The organism is Amycolatopsis sp. 3B14 (genome assembly GCF_050958625.1).
Lineage (GTDB): Bacteria > Actinomycetota > Actinomycetes > Mycobacteriales > Pseudonocardiaceae > Amycolatopsis_E > Amycolatopsis_E thermoflava.
This window is the reverse complement of record NZ_JBHZEN010000011.1, coordinates 1-20,432: the sequence shown is the minus strand read 5'-3', so window position 1 is coordinate 20,432 and position 20,432 is coordinate 1. Positions and strand designations below refer to the sequence as shown.

The following is a 20,432-nucleotide window of genomic DNA, read 5'->3' as shown; positions in this document are numbered from 1 at the left end:
CGGCCGCTACCCCTCGGCGCCCGGATCTGTGGGCGGTGCGCGCCGACCTGTAGCGGTCAAGCGTCGCGCAGGCGCGCCAGCAGCGGGTCCAGGGCCGCGGGGTCCTCGACGTGCGCGTTGTGCCCCAACCCGGGCAGGATCACCGCGCCGTTCGGCAGGTGCTCGGCCGGGCACATCGGGTCGTGCTCACCCGCCGCGAGGATCACCGGCGCCCGCGCGGCGGCCAGCAAGCCGTCCAGGTCCGGCGCACCCACCCCGAACGCGGCCTGGTCCAGCGCCAGCCGCCACCCCTCGACCAGCCCGCTGTCCACGATCGGCGAGTCGGCGGGCACCAGGCCGTGCAGGCCGGACACCTTCAGCCAGCGCGCGGCGGCCTCCTCGCGGGAGCCGAACACCTTCGCCGGGCGCGTGGCCTGGTCGGCGGCCCGCGCCAGCTCCTCGTCGCTCCAGCGCACCTTCATCCCGAGTCCGCAAGCCCCGCTCACCCGCACCCCGAACCAACCGCTCGCCAGGGTGAGGGCCACCACCCCGCCGAGGGAGTGCCCGAGCACGGCGACCGTCGTGCCGGGCGGCACGACCTCGGCCACCGCGGCGGCCAGCGCCCCGAACGAATACCGGGGGAGCGGTTCCGACCGGCCGTGGCCGGGCAGGTCGGGCACGATCCAGCGGCCCGGCCACCGCTCGACCAGGTCGTTCCACACCGCCCCGGTCGCGCCGAGGCCGTGCAGGGCGAGCAGGGTTGGTCCGTCCGGACCACCGGTGCGCACGTGCATCGTCCGATCTTCCCATGGCTTTTCGCCCGAAGAACGCTAAGTTTCTCCTCAGGAGCCGACGGGAACGACCTTCCCGGGAGCTCCACCCACAACCGGTACCCCTCCGCGGCGCCACGAACGTCGCCGGACGGGTCGCAGATGAGGAGTCACCACCGTGACGGATGGAGTGTTCGGCCGCGAAAGCGGTCACGAACAGGTCGTGTTCTGCCAGGACCAGGCGACCGGCCTGAAGGCGATCATCGCCGTCTACTCGACCGCGCTCGGCCCCGCCCTCGGCGGCACGCGCTTCTACCCCTACAGCCGCGAAAGCGACGCGCTCGACGACGTCCTCGCGCTGTCCAAGGGCATGGCCTACAAGAACGCCCTCGCCGGGCTCGACCTCGGCGGTGGCAAGGCCGTCATCATCGGCGACCCGGCGACCACCAAGACCGAGGCGCTGCTGCGCGCCTACGGCCGGTTCGTCCAGTCGCTCGGCGGGCGGTACTACACCGCCTGCGACGTGGGCACCTACGTCGCCGACATGGACGTCATCGCCCGCGAAACCCGCTTCGTGACCGGCCGCTCCCGCGACGACGGCGGCGCGGGCGACTCCTCGGTGCTGACCGCGTTCGGCGTGTTCCAGGGCATGCGCGCCGCCGCCGAGTTCCGGTGGGGCAGCGCGGACCTGGCCGGGCGGCACGTCGGTGTCTCCGGCGTCGGCAAGGTCGGGCACATCCTCGTCGGGCACCTCGTCGAGGCCGGCGCCCGCGTGTCGGTCACCGACGTGTCTCAGGCGGCGGTCGAGCGCGTGAAGGCCGCCCATCCGGCGGTCGAGGTCGTCGAGGACAACGCCACGCTGCTGCGGATGCCGCTCGACGTCTTCGCGCCGTGCGCGCTCGGTGGCGCGCTCAACGACACCACGGTGCCCGAGCTGGGCGCCGAGATCGTGTGCGGCGCCGCGAACAACCAGCTCGCCCACCCCGGGATCGAGAAGTCGCTGGAGGACCGGGGCGTGCTGTACGCGCCGGACTACCTGGTCAACGCGGGCGGCGTGATCCAGGTGAGCGACGAGCTGCACGGCTTCGACTTCGAGCGGGCCAAGCGCAAGGCGGCGGGCATCTTCGAGACGACGAAGGCGGTGTTCGAGCTGGCCAAGGCCGAGGGCGTGCCGCCGGCGACGGCCGCCGACCGCCTGGCGGAGCGCCGCATGTCGGAGGTCGGCAGGCTGCGGTCCATCCTTACCGTGTGACACCAGGGAAGATCTTCGAAGCGGCGGGCGTGCGGGGTTGGCTGCACGCCCGCTGCCTCGACTGCGGCGGCGAAACCGGTCACCACCCGGACGAGCCGGTCGTGCTCGCCTCCGTCGTCAAGGTTCCGCTCGTCCTCGAACTGGCCCGACAGGTCGCCGCCGGTCAGCTCGACCCGGCCGACCGCCTGCGGGTCACCGCGGCCGACCGGCTCGGCGGCACCGGCACCGCGGGCTGCGCCGACGACGTCGAGATGAGCCTGCGGGACGCGGCGTTCTTCGCGCTCTCGGTCAGCGACAACACCGCTGCCGACCTGCTCTTCGACCGCGTCGGCCTGGACAACGTGCGCTCACTGCTGCGCGAGCTGGGGCTGGCGGACACCCGCGTCATCGGTTCACCGCGCGACGTCGTCGCCACCATGGCCGAGGACATCGGCGCCCGCGACGCCGCCGATTTCGCCCGCCGCTTCCCGGCCCTGTCCGCCGAGGAGGTCTTCGCCACCCGCGCACTCGACCCGCTCCGGACCTCGGCGAGCACCCCGCGCGACATGACCACGCTGCTCGCCGCGATCGCCGGCGACACCGCGGGCCCGCCGGAGGCGTGCCACTGGGTCCGGCAGCTGATGGGCCAGCAGGTCAACTGGCACCGCCTCACCGCCGCGTTCCCGCCCCAGGTCCGGGTGTGGGGCAAGACCGGCTCCCTGCTCGCGGTGCGCAACGAGATCGGCGTCGCCGAGTACCCCGGGGGCGAGCGCTACGCCGTCGCGGTGTTCACGAAGGCGCCGACGCTCGAATCGCGCCTGCCGGACGTCGACCACGCCATCGGCGAGGCCGCGAAGGCCGCGATCGAGGAGATCGTTCACGACCGCCCGAACACCACGCTCCACGGCCGCTGCACCGGGTCCTGAACCGGCGCGAGCGTGGTCACCCCGTCGCGCGCCAGCACGTCCGCGACGACCTCCGCCAGCCGCGCGGCCTCCGGGTGCGGGTTCACCGCGGGCCAGGCGACCGACATCCGCCACGACAGCGACCCCGCCGCCAGCGGCCGCCACACCACGCGCGGCTCCTTGCGCGCCACCAGACCCTGGTCGAACGCCACGCCCTGCCCGGACAACACGAGCCCCAGCACGAACTCCGGGTTCCGCGCGTGCCGCACGTGCGACGGGCGGAACCCCTGCTCCCAGCACGTCCGCAGCGTCGCGTCGTACAGGCCGGGCGCGGCGGCCCGCGGGAACAGCACCAGCCCGTGCCCGGCCAGGTCGCCCAGCGCCAGCTCGGACCGGGCCGCCAGCGGCGAATCCCGCGGCAGGACGACCCCCAGCGGCGTCTGCACCGCCGGACCCAGCTCCAGCCCCGAGACGTCCACCGGGTGCTGCAGCAGGCCGGCGTCCAGCTCGCGGTCGGCCAGCAGCCGCACCTGCTCGGTCGTCGTCAGCTCCTGCAGGTCCAGCCGCACGTCCGGGCACGCGCGACCGAACTCGGTCAGCAGGTCGGCCAGCACCCGCCCGGCCAGTTCCGGCGGCACGCCGACCCGCAGCGCGTCGATCTCGCCGCGGTGCGCCTTCCCGACCAGCGTGCGCATCCGCTCCCACCGGGCCAGCAGGTCCCGTGATTCGGCGAGCAGGATCTGCCCGGCCTCGGTCAGCTCGACGCGACGGCTGTCGCGTTCGAACAGCCGCGCGCCGAGGTCGGTTTCGAGCCTGCGGATGCGCTGGCTCAGGGGCGGCTGGGCGATGCCGAGCCGCTCCGCGGCGCGTCCGAAGTGGAGTTCTTCGGCGACCGCGACGAAGTAGCGCAACGCGCGCAGGGGGTCCACGCTGTGACGATATCCGGGGGCGTATCACGGCAGGCCAGGACTGGTCTTGGACAGCCGTACCAGTTCCGTGCTGGGCTGGCGCCATGACTGATCGACTGAGCAGGCGCGGGGTGTTCGGGGCGGGCCTGGGGGCCGCCGCCGTCCTCGCCGGCGTGGCGCCCGCGGCCGCCCGTGCCGCGACCGGTGGGGGACTCACGTTGCGCTGGTGGGGCAACAACAGCTGGGAGATCCGGATGCCCAGTGCCGACGGCAAGACCACGAAGACGGTCCTGATCGACCCGTGGCTGACCCGCTTCCACACCGGCACCTACTCGCCCGCGGGGGCGGACCCGAAGACCCGGCTGTCGGTGGACACCGTCCTCATCGACCGCTACGTGGACAGCGGCGAGCTGCGAGCCGACCACATCCTGGTGACCCACGGCCACTACGACCACCTGACCGATGTCCCTTACCTGGCGCGGAAAACCGGGGCGACCGTGTACGGGACGGAAACGCACCTGAACCTGATGGCCGCGCTCGGCGCCCCCGAGGACCAGCTCGCGGTCGCGAGCGGCGGCGAGTTCCTCACCTTCGACGGCTACACGATCCGCATCCTGCGCTCACTGCATTCGGCGGCCGGGGCGCGGGCGGCGGTGCCGTTCCCGGGGACGCGGCCGGGCCTCGGACTCGGCAACCTGCCCAAACCGAAATATATTCAGGATCTTGTGGAGGGTGGAACGCTCGCGTACCACGTGACCTCCGCCCGGGGCGGCAGCGTGATCGACTTCGGCGGATCGAACTACGTCGAGTCGGAACTGGCCGGTCTGCGCCCGGACGTGGTGCTGCTTCCCGCCGGCGGCGGCAAGATCGCCGACTACGTCGGCCGCCTGCTGCGCGTGCTCGGGCAACCGCCCTACGTGATCCCCACGCACTGGGACGACTTCGACCATCCGCTGACCGAACCGGCGCGCGACTGGGGCGGCCTGGACGCGCTGCGGTCCGCGGTGGCGGCGACGTCCCCGGCCTCGCGGTTCGTCGTGCTCGACCACCTGCGGACCTTCACGCTCTGACCCGGGGTGGCGTGGGTGCCGGCGCGGGCACCCACGCCGTCCGGTCAGCCGCTCTTGCGGCGGAAGGTGCGCTTGCTGGCCGCCGGGCCGTGTCCGTGGACGTGGCCGCCCTTGCCACCCCCGCTGTCGTGCTTGCCGGACGACTGGGCGTTCGCCTGCTTGCGTTCGAGGGCCTCGCGGAACCTGCGCTTGACGTCGTCTTCCGATTCGCCTGGTGAACTGTTCTCGGACATACGACCTCCTGGGTGTCACGCGCTTGCTCGTCCAGCCTCCCAGGCCCGGTCCGCCTTGGCGAGCCGTTTTCGTCACGATTCACGGCGGTGTTGACTGGCGCGCCAACACGAGGGAGCTACTGTTACGCCATGGCGAAGTCTGCTCCCGTGCCCGGCCGTCCGCGCTCCCGTGACGCGGCGGGGTTGCCCGCGGTCACCCCGGATCGCATCATCGACGCGGCGCTCGAGCTGACCGCCAGGCACGGGGTGGAGTCGTGGACGCTGCGCCAGCTCGCCGGCGCGGTCGACGCCTACCCGGCGGTGATCTACCACCACGTCGGCGACCGGGACACGGTCGTGACCGCGGTCGTCGACCGCGTCATAGCCATGTACGAGCTGCCGCCCGCCGAGCTGGAGTGGCGGGCCTGGTGGCGCCAGTTCCTCACCAACCTGCGGCTGGTGTTCATGCGCTACCCCGGGGTGGCGCGCCGGGTCGCGCTCAACGGCCCCTCGGTCGAGGCGGGCGGGCCCACTGTGGACCGTGCGATGAGGACACTCCTGGGCGCCGGGTTCGAGCAGGACGAGGCCACCATGGTGTGCCGGCTGCTGGTGAGCCAGGCCTGCCTGTTCATCTCGCTGGAGGACGACCAGCGCAAGGCCAGCGAGGTGAAGGCCCAGATCTCCGGCGGGTGGGGCGAGCCAACGGCGGATCCGGACCTGTCCGGCCTGGCCACCCTCAGCGAATCGGTCCACGAGCGCCTCGCCGACCCGGAGAAGAACCGCGACTACTTCGCCGAGCTGTTCGACTACGCGGTGGACCGCGTGCTGGACGGCGTTCAGGTGCGGCTCGACGAGATCAAGCGCGGCTCCTGACCGACGCGAAACGGGGCCGCACCGGATCGGTGCGGCCCCGTTTTCACGCCCCCGTCAGGGGCAGACGATCTTCGGCTGCGGGTTGTAGTGGACGGTGCGGGTCTCGCGCTTGACCTCGCGGCCGGTCTTCGCGTCGCGCAGCACCCGGGTGTCGCTGGTGGTGAAGCCCTGTGCCCCGTTGGAGGGGTGGCAGTTCTCCGCCGGGCCCGGCTTCTCCTGCGGCGGGACGAAGTTCGACTTCGGCCCCGGGATCGACTCGACGGTGTACCGCTTGGTGCCCCACAGCTTCACCGTGATCGACGACGGCGTCCAGATCGTCTGGATCGCCACGCCGGTGTCGGAGTCGTTGGTGAACTTCAGGTCGATCACGCTGCTGCCGCCTGCGCTCTGGAACACCGTCGCCTCCCGTGCGGCGGGGTAGCGGCTGATGTAGTAGCTGTGCTCCTTGTGCCCGGCGTCCTTCAGCCCCGCGAAGTAGGCCGCGTTGTACAGCGTGGTGGCGAACTGCGAGATACCGCCGCCGACCTCGCGGGCCGGGGCGCCGTTCTCGATCACGCCGGCCTCGACGTAGCCCTGTGCCTTGCCGCGCGGCCCGGTGAACCCGTTGAGGCTGAACGTCTCGCCCGGCTTCACGATCGCGCCGTTCACCTTCTGCGCGACGGTCCGGATGTTCACGCCCGAGTCGGCGGCGAACCCGCCGGTGGTGAACTCGCCGATGACCTCGGTGATACCGAGCTGGTTGGCCTGCTCGGTGGTCACCTTCGCCGGGGTCGTGTGGTACTTCGCGACCAGCTCGTGCGCGCCCGGCGCCTTGAGCACGTCGAACAGCGGCTGCAGCGTCGGGTTCCAGTCGACGCCCTTGCCGTCCACCGACGGCTGCACCGTGGGACGACCGCCCTCGAACACGATCTGGGCGTCCTTGCCCTCCTTCTCGGAGGACTTCAGCTGCGGGCCGGCCGCCTCGACGATCTTGTTGTGGTCGACCTTCGGCATCAGGGTGCCGCCGTCGCCCGGCTCGAACGACAGTGCGGCGGCCACGGCCGCCGGGGCGAGCGTCGCGGTGGCGCCCTCGCCGCGGATGACCAGCGGCGCGGACACGGCGGGCCTGGCGAACCCGTCCAACGTGGCCTGCACGGCCTCGGCCGAGACCTGGACCGGCGTGGTCGTCACCGGCAGGGACAGCGTCTGGCCGGTCGCCCAGTGGCGCAGCACCTCGTTCTTGGCGGCGTCGGCGTCAAGCTGCTGGCCGGGCTGCGGGGGCACCGCGACCGGCTGGGCCTGCTCGAACCGGATCGTGCCCTCGACGGGGAGGCGGTCCGTGCGGGCGCGCAGCTCCTCGATGGCCGCGGCGAGCTTGCCCTCGTCCGCGTGGGTGACCACGCCGACCTCGCGGTCGCTGAAGAACGACGCGATGCGGGTGAACGGGTTGAGCGGCTGATCGCCAGCTTGGTCCAAAGTGGACGGCCAGTCGAGCGTGAGGCCCGCGGTGGACGGGTCGATCGCGGCGGTGGCGTCACCGGCGCGCACCGGGATCGTCTGCGTCAGCCGCGGCTCGATCTCCTCCCGCAGCTTGTCCTCGGCCGCCGTGCGCTTGAGACCGCCGACCTCGACCCCGGCGACGGTGACCCCGCGGGGCACGTTGCCCTGGCTCACCAGCAGGTCGACGGCGTAGAGCGCGGCCAGCACACCGAGCACCGAGCCGGCGATGATCGCGGCGCGCTTGGCGGACTTCTTCTTCCGCGGCGGCTCCTGCGTCACCTTCGGCAGCACGTCGGTGACCGGGGCCATGACCTCGGTCCGCTCGTCGTCGGACGTGGGCCACGCGGGTTCCTGCGTCAAGGCTCACCCCTCCTGATCCGGACAACCCGGATGAAGGTTACGGGCGGGGGGATCGGCGCCCTGCTCCGGGTGGCCCAGCGTGATACACCGGTGACCATGCGGCTCCTCGTCATGTCCGACACCCACGTGCCGAAGCGGGCGCGTGATCTGCCGGAACAGCTGTGGCAAGAGGTCGCGCGCGCCGACGTCGTGGTGCACGCGGGCGACTGGGTGGAGGTCGCGCTGCTGGACGAGCTGGAGAAGCGCAGCAGGCGGCTGATCGGCGTGTACGGCAACAACGACGGCCCGGAGCTGCGCGCGAGGCTGCCCGAGGTGGCCAGGGAGGAGTTGGACGGCCTGCGGCTGGCGGTGGTGCACGAGACGGGCCCGGCGAAGGGCCGGGAGGCGCGGTGCGCGCGGGACTACCCGGATGCCGACGTGCTGGTCTTCGGGCACAGCCACATCCCGTGGGACACGGTGGCGCCCAACGGGCTGCGCCTGCTCAACCCCGGTTCACCGACAGACCGGCGCCGCCAGCCGGAGCACACGTACCTGACGGCACGGGTGCGCGCGGGGCGGTTGGAGCAGGTGACGCTGCACGCGCTGCCGCCCCGCTGATCCGGTCTCGCGGAGCCGTGCCGCCGCGGTCCCGGTGATCCCGGCGCTGCTGGTGCCCCGGCGATCCGGGTGCTGCTGGTGTCCTGGCGCTGGTGGCGGTGCTCGCTCCCGCTCCCCCCGGGGGGCCGTGTCGCTGCAGTTCCGGTGATCCCGGCGCTGCTGGTGCCCCGGCGATCTCGGTGCACGCTGGTGCGCCGGCGCTGCTGGCAGTCGCGTTGCCCGCCGCCGGCGGGCAGGCAGTGTTCGCTCCCCGCTTCCCGGGGCTGTGTCGCTGCGGTCGTGGTGATCCGGGTGCTGCTGGTGTCCTGGCGCTGGTGGTGGTGTTCGCTCCCCGCTTCCCGGGGCTGTGTCGCTGCGGTCGTGGTGATCCGGGTGCTGCTGGTGCCCTGGCGCTGCTGGCAGTGCTCGCTCCCGCGCCGCGGGGCGCCGTTGGTGCAGTGCCGCCGCGGTCGCAGCGCTGCTGGCGCCCCCGGTGCTGCTGGCGGCAGCGCGCGCCGCTTGGCGGGCGAGACGGCGCCCCGGCCCGGTTCTCGGCTCGGCGCTGCTCGCCGCGCGCCAAGGCCCGGCGGGCGGGCGGATGCCGCTCCCAGCTTCGCGGGGGCGCAGCCAACCGCGCCGCCCCGCGGGCTCAACCGGTGGTCACTCCAGGTTCGAGTCGGCGTCCGCAGTCGCCGAGCGCGCCTCCGGCACCTTCACCTCCGCCGGCTGCGCCAGCAGCCGCACGATCGAGGTGAACGAATCCACCCCGATGGCCGGGTCCACGGAGCGCAGCAGGCCCAGCCCGAGCGTGATGCTGAACAACGCGTACGCCGCCTGCCGGGCGTCCATCGGCAGCCGCACGCCCAGGCGCCGCGCGTTGGTGTTCAGCAGGCCGGTCACCAGGTCGGCGATCTCGGCGTTGCTCTTCGCCAGCCGCCCGAGGAGTTCCGGGTCGCGGCGGCAGTTGAGCAGGTACTCCGCCTCCAGCCGGATCCACTCCTGGTCGCCGCCGGTGCCCGCGGCCCACACCGCGAACGCCGCCAGGAGCTCGTCGAGGCTGTCGGTGCCTGCCAGTGTCGCGTCCACCGACGCCGCCTTCTCCGCGCGCACCCCTTCCAGGACGGCCAGGCACAGCTCGTCCTTGTTGCGGAAGTTGGAGTAGACGGCGCCCTTCGAGAACCCCGCCTCCTCGGCCACCCGCTCCAGCGAGGTGCCGGTGTAGCCCTCGCGCAGGAACAGCTCCGTGGCCGTGGCCAGCAGGCGGCGGCGCGTGTGCGCCTGACTTTCAGCGCGCGTCAGTCGAGCCATGCGATCACTGTAAGGCTCGACTTGAACTGTGTTTAAGCCTGGTCGGGGTTTCGGTTTTGACTATCCCCCGTCCGGGTGGTTCAGGACGGTAGCGTGCGGAACGCCAGACCCGCGTTCTTCAGCCGGGTCAGCAGCGCGTCGCCCATCGCGGCGGCCGGGGAGAGCTGCCCGGCGCGGGACGGCAGGTCGTCGTGCGCCAGGCAGAGCGCGGACTCGGCGAGCATCTTCGCCGTCTCGTCGTAGCCGGGGTCGCCGCCGGAGACCTCGGTGACCACCCGCTTGCCGCCGCCGTCGGCGACGAACCGGACCTTGAACCAGGACTTCGCGCGCCGCTGCTCGCTCGGGCCCTCGCCGGGCTTGCGCAGGTTGCCCAGTGCCTTGCGCACCGGCGACAGCTGCACGAGCGCGACCGCGGCCCCCAGACCGGCGAGCCCACCCGCCAGCACCGGCAGGTGCTTGACCGCCGCGTAGTGGCTGTAGGTGAAGTCGGGCCCGTACTCGGACAGCTCCCGTGCCGAGGCGACGACGATCTGCGGGTCGATGGTCGGCAGCGGCACCAGCCAGTGGCCGGTCTCGCCGTCGCGCCGCGGGGTGCCGGTCACCGCGCGTACGCGGCGGCCCTCGGGCCGGTGCTGCATCTTCCGTCGTTCGCGCGCGCCCTGGGCCATCGGCAGCAGCCGGGACGCGGCGCCGAGCGCGGAGGCGTAGGTGCCGCCGGAGAACGTCGCGCCGACGCGCACCTGGCCGCGCACCCGGATGGGCACGTCGTCCGGCAGCTGCTTGACCGTGTAGTAGACGCCGAGGTCGTGTGGGATCGAGTCGAAGCCGCACGCGTGCACGATGCGGGCCCCGGTTTCGGCGGCGCGGGCGTGGTGGCGGACGTACATCAGGTCGGTGAACTCGGGCTCGCCGCACAGGTCCACGTAGTCGGTGCCGGCCTCGGCGCACGCGGCCACCAGCGGCTCGCCGTACTGCACGTAGGGGCCGACCGTGGTGATCACGACCTTCGCCGACCCGGCAACCGCTTTCAGCGACGCGGGGTCGGTGACGTCGGCGTAGAGGAGCGGCAGCTGGGCGAACTTGGGCCCGAGGCCGTCGCGCACGCCCTCCAGCTTGGCGCGGCTACGACCGGCGAGCGCCCACCGGCAGTCGTCGGGGGCGTGCCGGGCGAGGTACTCCGCGGTGAGCCGGCCGGTGAAGCCGGTCGCGCCGAACAGGACCACGTCGTAAGCCATGCGCGCCACCCTAACGGCTGCCTAGGCTCGATGGATGATCAATGGCGCTCACGTGATCCTGTACAGCCACGACGCGGAGGCCGACCGCGCCTTCCTGCGCGACGTGCTCGGGCAGCCGCACATCGACGCGGGCGGCGGCTGGCTCATCGTGAAACTGCCCCCTGCCGAGATCGCGGTCCACCCCACGGATGCCGCGCAGGCGCACGAGCTGTACTTCCTGTGCGACGACGTGGAAGGGACGGTCCGGGAGCTGACCGCGCGGGGCGTCGAGTTCACCGAGCCGGTCACCGACGCGGGCTGGGGCCTGCTCACCCGGCTGCGGCTGCCCGGCGGCGGGGAGGTCGGCCTGTACGAGGCCCGGCACCAGCGGGCCACCGATCTCTGAAAATCCGCTGGACCGTCCCGTCACGATGGACCCGTGTGGACGATCAACCCGGTCCCGGTGACGGACCCCGCCGCGCAAGCGATCCTGCGCGCCTACTTCGACGACGTCGCCAGCCGCTACTACGGCCGCCCGGCGACGGTGGCCGAACTGGACACCGCGATGGCCGACGACCCGAGCGACGACCTCGTGCCGCCGACGGGCCTCTTCCTGCTCGCGCGGTCGCACGATGAGGTGACCGGCTGCGTCGGCATCCGCGTGCTCGACGTCACGACCGCCGAGCTGACCCGGATGTTCGTCCTTCCCGGAGCACGCGGCCGGGGAGGTGGTGACCAACTGCTCCGCGCGGCCGAAACCGCAGCTCAGGCACTGGGTTGCGAGCGGATGAGGCTGGACACGCGGCACGATCTGGTGGAGGCTCGTGGGCTCTACGCCAAACACGGCTACCGCGAGATCGAAGCCCCTGAACAACGCTTGTACGCCGATCACTGGTTCGAGAAGCGGCTGGCGCTCGGCCGGCAGGTGTAGTGGCCGAAAAACCGGGGTAGTCCTGCGCGCAACTGAGATGGTCGCGGAGGTGAGGTCGAGATGGCGGACACGTCACGGCTCCCGGTGCCTGTTGCCGAAACGTGGGAGTGGCAGAGGCACGGCAACTGCCGGAACTTGGACAGCTCGGTGTTCTTCCACCCGGACGGCGAACGGGGTTTCGCGCGGGCGGACCGGGTCGCGCGGGCGAAGCAGATCTGCATGTCCTGCCCGGTGATCGTCGAATGCCGGCACCACGCGCTCACCGCCGAAGAGCCCTTCGGCGTCTGGGGTGGGCTCGACGAGACCGAGCGGCGCGCGATGATCTCGCGGCGCAAGCAGCTGCTGGCCGGTGCTGAGAAGGAGCAGGAGTGCGTTTCGGCTACACCCTGATGACCGAACAGGCCGGGCCGAGGGAGCTGGTCCGGCACGCGGCGGCCGCCGAGCAGGCGGGGTTCGCGTTCGAGGTGTGCAGTGACCATTACTCGCCCTGGCTCGACGAACAAGGGCATGCCCCGTACGCGTGGAGCGTGCTGGGCGCGGTCACCCAGGTGACCGAACGCGTCGAGCTGCTGAGCTTCGTGACCTGTCCGCTCATGCGGTACCACCCGGCGGTGGTGGCGCAGAAGGCGGCGACCGTCTCCCTGCTGTCGGGCGACCGGTTCACGCTCGGGCTGGGTGCTGGGGAGAACCTGAACGAGCACGTCGTCGGCCGCGGGTGGCCGCCGGTGAACGTGCGGCACGAGATGCTGAACGAGGCGCTCGCGATCATCGGCGACCTGTTCGACGGCGGGTACGTCAACTACTCGGGTCAGCACTACCGCGTCGACTCGGCGAAGCTGTGGGACCTGCCGGAGCGGCGCACGCCGATCGGTGTGGCCGTGTCCGGCAAGCAGTCGGTGAGGCGCTTCGCCCCGGTGGCCGACGCGCTGATCGCCACCGAGCCGAAGCCGGAGCTGGTGCACGCCTGGGACGAGGAGCGCGCCCAGCTGGGGCAGGACTCATCGCGCAAGTACGCGCAGCTGCCGGTGTGCTGGGACCCCGACCCGGGGGCGGCCAAGCAGCGGGCGCACGAGCAGTTCCGCTGGTTCGGCGGCGGCTGGAAGGTCAACGCCGAGCTGCCCGGCACGTCCGGGTTCGCCGGCGCGACCCAGTTCGTCACGCCCGACGAGGTCGCCCAGGCCATCCCGTGCGGCCCGGACGTCGAACCGATCGTGAAGAGCGCGCAGGCCTTCGCCGACGCGGGCTTCACGGATCTGGCGCTGGTCCAGATCGGCGGCGACCACCAGGACGGGTTCTTCGAGTTCGCGTCGCGCGAACTCCTGCCCGCCCTGAACGAGGCCTACGGCTAGGAGCCCATTTCAGAACCCGCGGCGGCGCCAGGTGACGGCCACCGCAAGCGGCTCCGCCGCTTACGAAACAGAACCTAGTCGAGCAGGTCGCCGTCGCGGGTGATCATGGCGCGCAGCTTGCCGAGGGCGCGGTGCTGCGTGACGCGGACGTTGCCCGCCGAGATGCCCAGCGCCTCGGCCGTCTCGTTCGCCGACAGGCCGACCGCGATCCGCAGCGTCAGGATCTCCTGCTGCAGCTGCGGGAGGGTGGCCAGCAGCTTGGTCATCCGGTCGCCGAGGTCGACGTCGAGCGCGTGTTTCTCCGGCTCGTTGTCGGCCAGCGGGCGTTCCGGCAGCTCGGCGACCGGGTCCGACCGGTCCCGCGAGACCAGGCGGTAGGCGTCGGCGACCTTGTTGGACGCGATGGCGTGCACCAGGTAGAGGAACGATCCGCCCCGGTCCTGGTACTGCGGCAGCGCGTGCAGGACGGCCAGGCAGACCTCCTGCGCGACGTCGTCCGCCGAGAGGTAGGACAGATCGCGTCCGCCCAGCCGGGCCCGGCAGTACCGGACGGCGACCGGGGTGATCATCTGGATCAAGCGGTCCACGGCTCCGCGTTCACCGGTGGCGGCTTCGCGGACGACCGGGTCGAGCTCTTCCTTCGTGAGCCGCTGTGATGCCCGAGGAAAGGCCTGGGGTGTCAGCCCCGGCGCCTCGGGCTCGGCTCTTCCGGCAGTGACAGGCGGGACACTCGTTCGCATGGTCGGCTCCCCAACGACAACAACGATGACCCGTCGACCGGTCGCCGTCGGGGGCCCGCGTTTCTTGTTACTCTCGGTGAACGGGTACTCCCTCTAGGTCCCTGCCGACCCGTTCCCGATGAAACTGTGCGTAATCGTATGTGGTGGCCGCCCGGCAGTCCAGATTTCAACTAGACATACCCCATTCGCAGCAAGAGCCCGCTCGATCGAGTTCTCCAGGTGTGTGAACCGAGCACTCGCGAACAATCAAGCGCAAAAGTGACACACTTCTTGGCTATGTGACAACACCCAGGTCATGGACGTGCGAAGACCCACCAACGCAGTACCGCGAACCGGGCGACGCCGCCAAGGCCGCTCGCCAGCGCGAGTGCGACCGCCTGGAGGGTGGCCGACGGATTCGCGGTGAACAGGTGTAGCGAAAGCAGCACGAGCGATCCGTAGCCCGCGTAGAAGGCGAATGTCCCCGCGGACTGGAGGTGCAGCCGAACGGGTGACGTGGAATGGCCGGCGAACGTCACGCGGCGCTGGAACTCGGTGTTCGCGAGGGTGGTCAGCGCGATGGCGAGCACGTTCGCGGTCACGGCGCCCAGCAGCGGGCGGGCGCCGAGGAAGAGGAGTTCCTGCAGACCCGTCGTCAGCACTCCGGCGACGACGTACCAGGCGACCGGGTGGTGTTCGGCCGGACGGTGTGCGGCGGGAGCCTGCCGCGTCACCGGCCCGCTGATCCACGTTGCGGTCATACCCAAAACTTATCTACGCTCAGCAATTGTTTGTACTGTACAACCACGTGAGCTTGATCTCGGGTTTGCCTGTTCCGCCACTCGGGTATCGCCACCGCTAGGACAGCAGGTGAGGAGGACCGATGAGTGAGGCTCATGGCCATCCCGTGCCGGACGCGGTGGAGAGCGACCCGGCCGCGTTGAACAGCGCGGAGGACCTCGACGAGGACCGGTTGCGCGTCGACCCGCTCGAGGAGGGCGTCGAGCCGCCGGAGCGGTACATGGCCTCCGACCGGTTCGGCACGACCCCGAACGAGGAGCGCGAGGGCGAGAGTCTCGACGGGCGGCTGGCCCAGGAGCGGCCGGACGTCCAGCCGGAGGACGTCCCCGCCGACGAGACCGAAACCCGCGACGGCCTCGACGTCGCCGATGCGGGGCAGAACCTCGGCGACGCGGTCGACCAGAAGGCGGACAACCCGCCCGGCTCGGTGCCGGACGCCATCCGCACGCCGCCGGACGAAGACCCCGTGTGAAATCGGTCACATTGGCGCTGACCTGGTGAAACCCAGGGTGAGCGGCGATGACGGCCGGTGCAGGACAGCGCTCGCGCTGGGGTGCCCCTACGGTCGGAGGTACGAGTGCACGTGACGCGAAGGGACTGACACGATGCTCGCTTTGACCGATGCCGCCGCCGAGGCCATCAGCGCCCTGACGGCACAGGAGGGCCAGACCGACAGTGGTGGCCTGCGCTTCGCCGTGCAGGCCCAGCAGGACAGCGGCGCGCAGCTGGCGCTGTCCGTGGCACCGGCTCCGGAGGACGGGGACCAGGTCGTGGGTGCGGACGGGGGCGCGAAGGTGTTCCTGGAGCCGCAGGCCGCGATCTTCCTGGACGACAAGGTGCTGGACGTCCAGCAGGACGAGCAGGGGCAGCTGAACTTCGCCGTCCTGCCGCAGCCGGACGCGCAGCAGCCGGGCCTGTAGAACAACGGACTTCCGCTGAGGGAGGGCGCCGCTGCGGCGCCCTCCCTCAGCGCGTTCCGGGGGCCGCGCAACCATGCGCGGCGCGGGACTTCTCAGAAGTGGCGCACGAGCTCCCGGAACGAGCCCAGCGTCAGCACGCGCTCGTCGGCGTCGTCCAGCTCGTCGTGTTCCAGCACCCAGGTGTGCGCGTTCGGGATGAACACCGCGTTCATGCCGGCCGCGCGGGCGGGGCGGATGTCCGACTTCGGCGAGTTGCCGATCATCCAGGTCGACTCCGGTACGAGCATGCGCGCCGACGCCAGGCCGCGGTACACCTCGACGTGCTTCTCCGGCACGATGTGCACCTCCCGGAAGTGGTGGGCCACGCCGGAGGCGTCGATCTTGCGCTGCTGTTCCTCGCGGTCGCCCTTGGTCAGCAGCATCAGCTCGTGCCGCGAACCCAGCTCGCCGAGCGTCTCGGCGACGCCCGGGATCAGCTCGACCTCGTGGTTGATCAGCGCCGACGCCAGCTCCTCGATGCGGGCGCGCTCGGCCGCGGTCGCCGGACGCTCGCGCAGCTTCTCGAAGCACTCGCCAAGACTGTGCAGGAACACCTTGGTCCCGTAGCCGTGCGACACCGCGTTCGCCCGCTCGATGTCGTCGAGGATCTCCCGCACCGCGGCGCGCTCCAGCGTGGGGTGCGCGATCCAGTCGAGGTAGTCGTCGATGACCCGCTCGAAGATCACGTTGTTCTCCCACAACGTGTCGTCGGCGTCGAGGATCAGGACCTGTCCACTCAGTCGCACGCTGCGCAGACTAGGAGCGGTCACCGTCCGGGCGCACCTCATTAACGGCGCCATCGCCCGCCAGCACCGCCGCGACGTTGCGCGCCGCGAGCAGGGCCATCTCGGTCCGGGTCTCGACCGTCGCGGAGCCCAGGTGCGGTGTCACCACCACGTTGTCCATCTCCAGCAGCCGCGGCTCGACCTCCGGTTCCTTTTCGAACACGTCCAGCCCGGCGCCGGCGATCTCCCGGCGCAGCAGCGCGTCGGCCAGCGCGGCCTCGTCCACGACCGGTCCGCGGGTGGTGTTGATCAGGAACGCGCTGTGCTTCATCGCGCCCAGCGCCTCGGCGTCGATCAGGTGCCGCGTCTCCGGCGTCAGCGGGCAGTGCAGCGACACCACGTCGGCGGTCCGGAGCAGCTCCAGGAACGACAGGTGCTCCGCGTGCAGCGCCGATTCCACCTCCGGCTTCGCGCGGGACCGTCCGCTGTAGACGATCCGCATGCCGAACGCGCGGGCCCGGTGGGCCATCGCCTGCCCGATCTGGCCGAGCCCGACGATGCCGAGTGTCTTGCCCTGCAGGCCGGAGCCGAGCATGAACCCGAGGTGGAACGACCAGGGCGTGCGGGACCGCAGCAGCCGTTCGCCCTCGCCGATGCGCCGCGTCACCGCGAGCAGCAGCCCGAACGCGAGGTCCGCGGTGGCGTCGGTCAGCACCCCCGGCGTGTTGGTGACGGTCACGCCCCGCTCGGCCAGCGCGGGCACGTCGATGTTGTCGTAGCCGACCGCGACGTTGGCCACGACCTTCAGCTGCGGCCCGGCCGCGTCGGCCACCGCGCCGTCGATGCGGTCGTGCAGCATGCACACCACCGCGTCCGCGCCGCGCACCGCTTCGCGCAGCTCGTCGGGGCTGAGCGGCCGGTCCTCGCCGGACACCCAGACCTCGCCCGCCTCGCGGAGCACCACCATCGCTGCTTCCGGAACCCGCCGCGTCACCACGATTCGCATGGGCTCCAGCTTCGCAGGATCGGCGGCCGCTCGCGCTATTCGGGGTCCATGCCCCCGGGGCCGCCCTCGCCCTCCGGCTCGGCCTCGTCGGTGCCGACCTCGGGGTCCTGGTCGCGGGAGGTGGGCTCGGTGTGCTCGCCGTCGATGTCGGCGTCCTGTTGCTCGCTCTCGGCCGTCACCGGATCGATTTCGGGTCCGCTCATGCGTCCACCCTTCCTTGCGTGGCTCCGGTCGGCCAGCTATGTTCATATGTAGAACTTGTGTGCGGAATGCGAACGGAAGCAGCTCAATGGCCGAGATAACGTCGCTCCGTGACGCCGTCGCCCAGCTGGTGCACGACGGGGACACGGTCGCCCTCGAAGGATTCACCCATCTGATCCCGCACGCGGCGGGGCAGGAGATCATCCGCCAGCGGCGCAGGGACCTCACGCTGGTCCGGATGACGCCCGACATCGTCTACGACCAGCTCATCGGCGCCGGGTGCGCGAAGAAGCTGATCTTCTCCTGGGGTGGCAACCCGGGCGTCGGTTCGCTGCACCGCTTCCGCGATGCCGTGCAGAACTCCTGGCCGGTGCCGTTGGAGATCGAGGAACACAGCCACGCCGGCATGGCGAACCGGTACGTCGCCGGCGCGTCCGGGCTGCCGTTCGCGGTGCTGCGCGGCTACCGCGGCACGGACCTGCCCAAGCACACGGACACGATCAAGACGATCACCTGCCCGTTCACCGGCGAGGAACTGGCCGCGGTGCCCGCCATCAACCCGGACGTGTCGATCATCCACGCGCAGCGGGCCGACCGGGCGGGCAACGTGCAGATGTGGGGCCTGGTCGGGGTGCAGAAGGAGGCCGTGCTGGCCGCCAAGCGCAGCCTGGTCACCGTCGAGGAGATCGTCGACGAGCTGACCCCGGTGCCCGGCCAGGTCATCCTGCCGACCTGGGCCGTCACGGCGGTCGCCGAAGTTCCCAACGGTGCGCACCCGTCCTACGCGGCTGGGTACTCCGAGCGCGACAACGAGTATTACGCCTATTGGGATTCCATTGGGCGGGAGAGGGACTCGTTCCAGCGCTGGCTGGACGAGAAGGTGTTCGGCACGGAGGCAGCCACGAGCGACCATGGCGAAGCCCCGCTCGTGGATGCCGACCGGGTGCGGGTGTCCCGCAAGACGCAGGAGGTGGCCCAGTGACGATGGTCGAACGGACGTACACGTCCGACGAGATGATGTCGGTCGCCGCGGCCCGCGCCCTGACCGGCGGTCAGCGGGTGTTCGTCGGCATCGGCCTGCCCTCCACCGCGGCCAACCTCGCGCGCCGCACCCACGCCGAGGACCTGGTGCTCATCTACGAGTCCGGCACGCTCGGCTCGAAGCCCACCCGGCTGCCCGCGTCGATCGGCGACGGCATCCTCGCCGACACCGCCGACGCGGTCATCAGCGTGCCGGAGGTGTTCAACTACTGGCTGCAGCCCGGGCGGATCGACGTCGGCTTCCTCGGCGCGGCCCAGCTGGACAAGTTCGGCAACATCAACACCACGGTCATCGGCGCCGACTACGCCGACCCGAAGGTCCGCCTGCCGGGCGCCGGTGGCGCGCCGGAGATCGCCGCGAACTGCCACGAGGTCTACGTCGTGGTGCGGCAGAGCAAGCGCAGCTTCGTCGAGCAGGTCGACTTCATCACCTCCTTCGGGCACGGCCGCGGCAAGGGCGAGCGCGAGAAGCTGGGCCTGCCCGGCGCCGGCCCGACCCTGGTGATCACCGACCTCGGCGTGATGCGCCCGGACCCGGAGACCGCCGAGCTGGTACTGACCCAGATCCACGAGGGCGTCACGGTGGAGCAGGTCAAGGACGCGACCGGCTGGGACCTGAAGGTCGCGCCGGAGCTGGAGACCACGCCGCCCCCGACCGAGGCCGAACTCACGGCCCTGCGTGAACTGAAGGCGGCCAAGTGATGACCGAGGCATACGTTCTCGACGCCATCCGGACCCCGTTCGGCCGCTACGGCGGCGCCCTGGCCGGGGTCCGTCCCGACGACCTCGCCGCGCACGTGCTGCGTGAGCTGGCGTCCCGCAACGACCTCGACCCCGCCACGGTGGACGAGGTCGTGCTCGGCGACGCCAACCAGGCGGGCGAGGACAACCGCAACGTGGCGCGCATGGCCGCGCTGCTCGCGGGCTGGCCGACCTCGGTGCCCGGCACCACCGTGAACCGGCTCTGCGGCTCCGGTCTGGACGCGGTCATGCAGGCCAGCCGCACCATCGCGACCGGCGACGCGTCGCTGGTCGTCGCGGGCGGCGTGGAGTCGATGACCCGCGCGCCGATGATCCTGCTCAAACCGGAGAAGGCGTACTCCCCGGCGGCGCAGACCCTGCATTCGAGCACCCTCGGCTGGCGCATGGTCAACCCGGAGATGCCCGAGCAGTGGACGATCTCGCTGGGTGAGAGCACCGAGCGGCTGGCCGAGAAGTACGGCATCAGCCGCGAGGCGCAGGACGAGTTCGCGCTGCGCAGTCACCAGAACGCGGCGAAGGCGTGGGACGCGGGCTTCTACGACGACCACGTCGTGCCCGTCCCCGGCACCGACCTGACCCGCGACGAGGGCATCCGCGCCGACTCGACGCTGGAGAAGCTGGGCAAGCTCAAGCCGGCGTTCCGCAAGAACGGCACCATCACCGCGGGCAACGCCTCGCCGCTCAACGACGGCGCGTCCGCCGTCCTGCTGGGCGACCAGGCCGCGGCCGACCGGCTCGGCAAGACGCCGCTGGCCCGCATCGCCGGGCGCGGCGCGGCGGGCGTCGACCCGGACGTGTTCGGCATCGGCCCGGTGCGGGCGGCGGAGATCGCGCTGGAGCGTGCCGGGATCGGCTGGGAGCAGCTGGCCGCGGTCGAGCTGAACGAGGCGTTCGCCGCGCAGTGCCTGTCCTGCTTCGCCGAATGGCCCAAGCTCGACCCGTCGATCGTGAACGTCAACGGCGGCGCGATCGCGATCGGGCACCCGCTGGGCGCCTCCGGCGGCCGCATTCTCGCGTCGCTGGCCTACGAGCTGCGCCGCCGCGGCGGTGGCC

The 20,432-nt window shown here is 71.6% G+C and carries 25 protein-coding genes; 14 read left to right on the top strand and 11 right to left on the bottom strand.

The features are described from left to right. Positions 1-56 precede the first annotated feature (56 nt). Complete coding sequence (locus ACCP09_RS07160) at positions 57-773, bottom strand: alpha/beta fold hydrolase (RefSeq protein ID WP_433744247.1); 717 nt, start codon at positions 771-773, stop codon at positions 57-59. 154 nt (positions 774-927) lie between these two features. Here ACCP09_RS07160 and ACCP09_RS07155 point away from each other — a divergent pair, with 154 nt between their 5' ends. Next, complete coding sequence (locus tag ACCP09_RS07155; protein WP_027934466.1) at positions 928-2,001, top strand: Glu/Leu/Phe/Val family dehydrogenase; 1,074 nt, start codon at positions 928-930, stop codon at positions 1,999-2,001. Further along, positions 1,998-2,906 (top strand): serine hydrolase, encoded by a 909-nt coding sequence (locus tag ACCP09_RS07150; protein WP_123685159.1) that lies wholly within the window; start codon positions 1,998-2,000, stop codon positions 2,904-2,906. Before ACCP09_RS07155 ends, ACCP09_RS07150 begins: the two co-directional genes overlap by 4 nt. Here the strand turns inward: ACCP09_RS07150 and ACCP09_RS07145 are convergent. Continuing rightward, a complete protein-coding gene (locus tag ACCP09_RS07145; protein WP_123685160.1) occupies positions 2,858-3,814 on the bottom strand; it encodes a LysR family transcriptional regulator in 957 nt (318 codons plus the stop codon). The two genes, ACCP09_RS07150 and ACCP09_RS07145, sit on opposite strands and share 49 nt — an antisense overlap. 83 nt (positions 3,815-3,897) lie before the next feature. Here ACCP09_RS07145 and ACCP09_RS07140 point away from each other — a divergent pair, with 83 nt between their 5' ends. Next, the gene (locus ACCP09_RS07140; protein ID WP_027934468.1) at positions 3,898-4,863 is read left to right on the top strand and encodes an MBL fold metallo-hydrolase; all 966 of its coding nucleotides are present in this window, start codon (positions 3,898-3,900) and stop codon (positions 4,861-4,863) included. Positions 4,864-4,907: 44 nt separating this feature from the next. On the opposite strand, the gene ACCP09_RS07135 is transcribed toward ACCP09_RS07140, so the two are convergent. Beyond that, positions 4,908-5,096, bottom strand: a complete 189-nt coding sequence (locus ACCP09_RS07135; RefSeq protein ID WP_027934469.1) for a DUF5302 domain-containing protein — start codon at positions 5,094-5,096, stop codon at positions 4,908-4,910. 129 nt (positions 5,097-5,225) lie between these two features. Between ACCP09_RS07135 and ACCP09_RS07130 the strand changes: the two genes are divergently transcribed. Next, positions 5,226-5,948 (top strand): TetR/AcrR family transcriptional regulator, encoded by a 723-nt coding sequence (locus ACCP09_RS07130; RefSeq protein ID WP_433744241.1) that lies wholly within the window; start codon positions 5,226-5,228, stop codon positions 5,946-5,948. A gap of 54 nt (positions 5,949-6,002) precedes the next feature. On the opposite strand, the gene ACCP09_RS07125 is transcribed toward ACCP09_RS07130, so the two are convergent. Next, complete coding sequence (locus ACCP09_RS07125; RefSeq protein WP_433744238.1) at positions 6,003-7,787, bottom strand: VanW family protein; 1,785 nt, start codon at positions 7,785-7,787, stop codon at positions 6,003-6,005. 96 nt (positions 7,788-7,883) lie between these two features. Here ACCP09_RS07125 and ACCP09_RS07120 point away from each other — a divergent pair, with 96 nt between their 5' ends. Further along, positions 7,884-8,384 (top strand): metallophosphoesterase family protein, encoded by a 501-nt coding sequence (locus ACCP09_RS07120; protein ID WP_433744236.1) that lies wholly within the window; start codon positions 7,884-7,886, stop codon positions 8,382-8,384. A 639-nt stretch (positions 8,385-9,023) separates the two neighbouring features. On the opposite strand, the gene ACCP09_RS07115 is transcribed toward ACCP09_RS07120, so the two are convergent. Then, entirely contained in the window at positions 9,024-9,671 is a 648-nt protein-coding gene (locus tag ACCP09_RS07115; protein ID WP_027934473.1) for a TetR/AcrR family transcriptional regulator, read from the bottom strand. Between the two features lie 80 nt (positions 9,672-9,751). Further along, a complete protein-coding gene (locus ACCP09_RS07110) occupies positions 9,752-10,906 on the bottom strand; it encodes a saccharopine dehydrogenase family protein (RefSeq protein ID WP_433744233.1) in 1,155 nt (384 codons plus the stop codon). A 34-nt stretch (positions 10,907-10,940) separates the two neighbouring features. Between ACCP09_RS07110 and ACCP09_RS07105 the strand changes: the two genes are divergently transcribed. The 4 genes from ACCP09_RS07105 to ACCP09_RS07090 are packed head-to-tail and all read left to right on the top strand — an operon-like array spanning position 10,941 to position 13,165. Beyond that, entirely contained in the window at positions 10,941-11,291 is a 351-nt protein-coding gene (locus ACCP09_RS07105) for a VOC family protein (protein WP_378362800.1), read from the top strand. 33 nt (positions 11,292-11,324) lie between these two features. Beyond that, a complete protein-coding gene (locus ACCP09_RS07100) occupies positions 11,325-11,816 on the top strand; it encodes a GNAT family N-acetyltransferase (RefSeq protein ID WP_378335437.1) in 492 nt (163 codons plus the stop codon). A 60-nt stretch (positions 11,817-11,876) separates the two neighbouring features. Next, a complete protein-coding gene (locus ACCP09_RS07095) occupies positions 11,877-12,206 on the top strand; it encodes a WhiB family transcriptional regulator (RefSeq protein WP_027934477.1) in 330 nt (109 codons plus the stop codon). Then, positions 12,185-13,165, top strand: coding sequence for a TIGR03557 family F420-dependent LLM class oxidoreductase (locus ACCP09_RS07090; protein WP_027934478.1), 981 nt, complete (start codon positions 12,185-12,187; stop codon positions 13,163-13,165). Before ACCP09_RS07095 ends, ACCP09_RS07090 begins: the two co-directional genes overlap by 22 nt. 74 nt (positions 13,166-13,239) lie before the next feature. Here ACCP09_RS07090 and shbA read toward each other — a convergent pair whose 3' ends face one another. Together shbA and ACCP09_RS07080 are read right to left on the bottom strand one after the other, a co-directional pair. Then, positions 13,240-13,905: an RNA polymerase sigma factor ShbA gene (gene shbA / locus ACCP09_RS07085; protein WP_026153409.1), complete on the bottom strand. Its 666-nt coding sequence runs from the start codon at positions 13,903-13,905 to the stop codon at positions 13,240-13,242. A gap of 293 nt (positions 13,906-14,198) precedes the next feature. Next, complete coding sequence (locus ACCP09_RS07080; protein WP_433744227.1) at positions 14,199-14,645, bottom strand: GtrA family protein; 447 nt, start codon at positions 14,643-14,645, stop codon at positions 14,199-14,201. Between the two features lie 122 nt (positions 14,646-14,767). Between ACCP09_RS07080 and ACCP09_RS07075 the strand changes: the two genes are divergently transcribed. Further along, positions 14,768-15,157 (top strand): hypothetical protein, encoded by a 390-nt coding sequence (locus tag ACCP09_RS07075; RefSeq protein WP_027934480.1) that lies wholly within the window; start codon positions 14,768-14,770, stop codon positions 15,155-15,157. Positions 15,158-15,290: 133 nt separating this feature from the next. Then, positions 15,291-15,605, top strand: a complete 315-nt coding sequence (locus ACCP09_RS07070) for a HesB/IscA family protein (RefSeq protein ID WP_017984337.1) — start codon at positions 15,291-15,293, stop codon at positions 15,603-15,605. A 92-nt stretch (positions 15,606-15,697) separates the two neighbouring features. Here ACCP09_RS07070 and ACCP09_RS07065 read toward each other — a convergent pair whose 3' ends face one another. The 3 genes from ACCP09_RS07065 to ACCP09_RS07055 are packed head-to-tail and all read right to left on the bottom strand — an operon-like array spanning position 15,698 to position 17,578. Next, positions 15,698-16,390: an HAD family hydrolase gene (locus ACCP09_RS07065; protein ID WP_228685123.1), complete on the bottom strand. Its 693-nt coding sequence runs from the start codon at positions 16,388-16,390 to the stop codon at positions 15,698-15,700. Positions 16,391-16,400: 10 nt separating this feature from the next. Next, complete coding sequence (locus ACCP09_RS07060) at positions 16,401-17,375, bottom strand: 2-hydroxyacid dehydrogenase (RefSeq protein WP_433744222.1); 975 nt, start codon at positions 17,373-17,375, stop codon at positions 16,401-16,403. 35 nt (positions 17,376-17,410) lie between these two features. Continuing rightward, positions 17,411-17,578: a hypothetical protein gene (locus tag ACCP09_RS07055; protein ID WP_433744219.1), complete on the bottom strand. Its 168-nt coding sequence runs from the start codon at positions 17,576-17,578 to the stop codon at positions 17,411-17,413. An 86-nt stretch (positions 17,579-17,664) separates the two neighbouring features. Between ACCP09_RS07055 and ACCP09_RS07050 the strand changes: the two genes are divergently transcribed. The 3 genes from ACCP09_RS07050 to ACCP09_RS07040 form a co-directional block, all read left to right on the top strand. Next, positions 17,665-18,558: a CoA transferase subunit A gene (locus ACCP09_RS07050; RefSeq protein ID WP_378335439.1), complete on the top strand. Its 894-nt coding sequence runs from the start codon at positions 17,665-17,667 to the stop codon at positions 18,556-18,558. A 2-nt stretch (positions 18,559-18,560) separates the two neighbouring features. Beyond that, positions 18,561-19,319, top strand: coding sequence for a CoA-transferase subunit beta (locus tag ACCP09_RS07045; RefSeq protein ID WP_433744358.1), 759 nt, complete (start codon positions 18,561-18,563; stop codon positions 19,317-19,319). Continuing rightward, positions 19,319-20,432, top strand: a 1,114-nt coding sequence (locus ACCP09_RS07040; RefSeq protein ID WP_433744216.1) for a thiolase family protein, incomplete at its 3' end; no start/stop codon positions are given. The genes ACCP09_RS07045 and ACCP09_RS07040, both read left to right, overlap by 1 nt.

Coding starts and splice junctions, on each gene's coding strand:
- ACCP09_RS07110 (WP_433744233.1), bottom strand. CDS start 10,906: ATGGCTTACGACGTGGTCCTGTTCGGCGCGACCGGCTTCACCGGCCGG.
- ACCP09_RS07070 (WP_017984337.1), top strand. CDS start 15,291: ATGCTCGCTTTGACCGATGCCGCCGCCGAGGCCATCAGCGCCCTGACG.
- ACCP09_RS07130 (WP_433744241.1), top strand. CDS start 5,226: ATGGCGAAGTCTGCTCCCGTGCCCGGCCGTCCGCGCTCCCGTGACGCG.
- ACCP09_RS07080 (WP_433744227.1), bottom strand. CDS start 14,645: ATGACCGCAACGTGGATCAGCGGGCCGGTGACGCGGCAGGCTCCCGCC.
- shbA (WP_026153409.1), bottom strand. CDS start 13,905: ATGCGAACGAGTGTCCCGCCTGTCACTGCCGGAAGAGCCGAGCCCGAG.
- ACCP09_RS07050 (WP_378335439.1), top strand. CDS start 17,665: ATGGCCGAGATAACGTCGCTCCGTGACGCCGTCGCCCAGCTGGTGCAC.
- ACCP09_RS07115 (WP_027934473.1), bottom strand. CDS start 9,671: ATGGCTCGACTGACGCGCGCTGAAAGTCAGGCGCACACGCGCCGCCGC.
- ACCP09_RS07160 (WP_433744247.1), bottom strand. CDS start 773: ATGCACGTGCGCACCGGTGGTCCGGACGGACCAACCCTGCTCGCCCTG.
- ACCP09_RS07120 (WP_433744236.1), top strand. CDS start 7,884: ATGCGGCTCCTCGTCATGTCCGACACCCACGTGCCGAAGCGGGCGCGT.
- ACCP09_RS07095 (WP_027934477.1), top strand. CDS start 11,877: ATGGCGGACACGTCACGGCTCCCGGTGCCTGTTGCCGAAACGTGGGAG.
- ACCP09_RS07060 (WP_433744222.1), bottom strand. CDS start 17,375: ATGCGAATCGTGGTGACGCGGCGGGTTCCGGAAGCAGCGATGGTGGTG.
- ACCP09_RS07140 (WP_027934468.1), top strand. CDS start 3,898: ATGACTGATCGACTGAGCAGGCGCGGGGTGTTCGGGGCGGGCCTGGGG.
- ACCP09_RS07105 (WP_378362800.1), top strand. CDS start 10,941: ATGATCAATGGCGCTCACGTGATCCTGTACAGCCACGACGCGGAGGCC.
- ACCP09_RS07075 (WP_027934480.1), top strand. CDS start 14,768: ATGAGTGAGGCTCATGGCCATCCCGTGCCGGACGCGGTGGAGAGCGAC.
- ACCP09_RS07135 (WP_027934469.1), bottom strand. CDS start 5,096: ATGTCCGAGAACAGTTCACCAGGCGAATCGGAAGACGACGTCAAGCGC.
- ACCP09_RS07045 (WP_433744358.1), top strand. CDS start 18,561: ATGGTCGAACGGACGTACACGTCCGACGAGATGATGTCGGTCGCCGCG.
- ACCP09_RS07055 (WP_433744219.1), bottom strand. CDS start 17,578: ATGAGCGGACCCGAAATCGATCCGGTGACGGCCGAGAGCGAGCAACAG.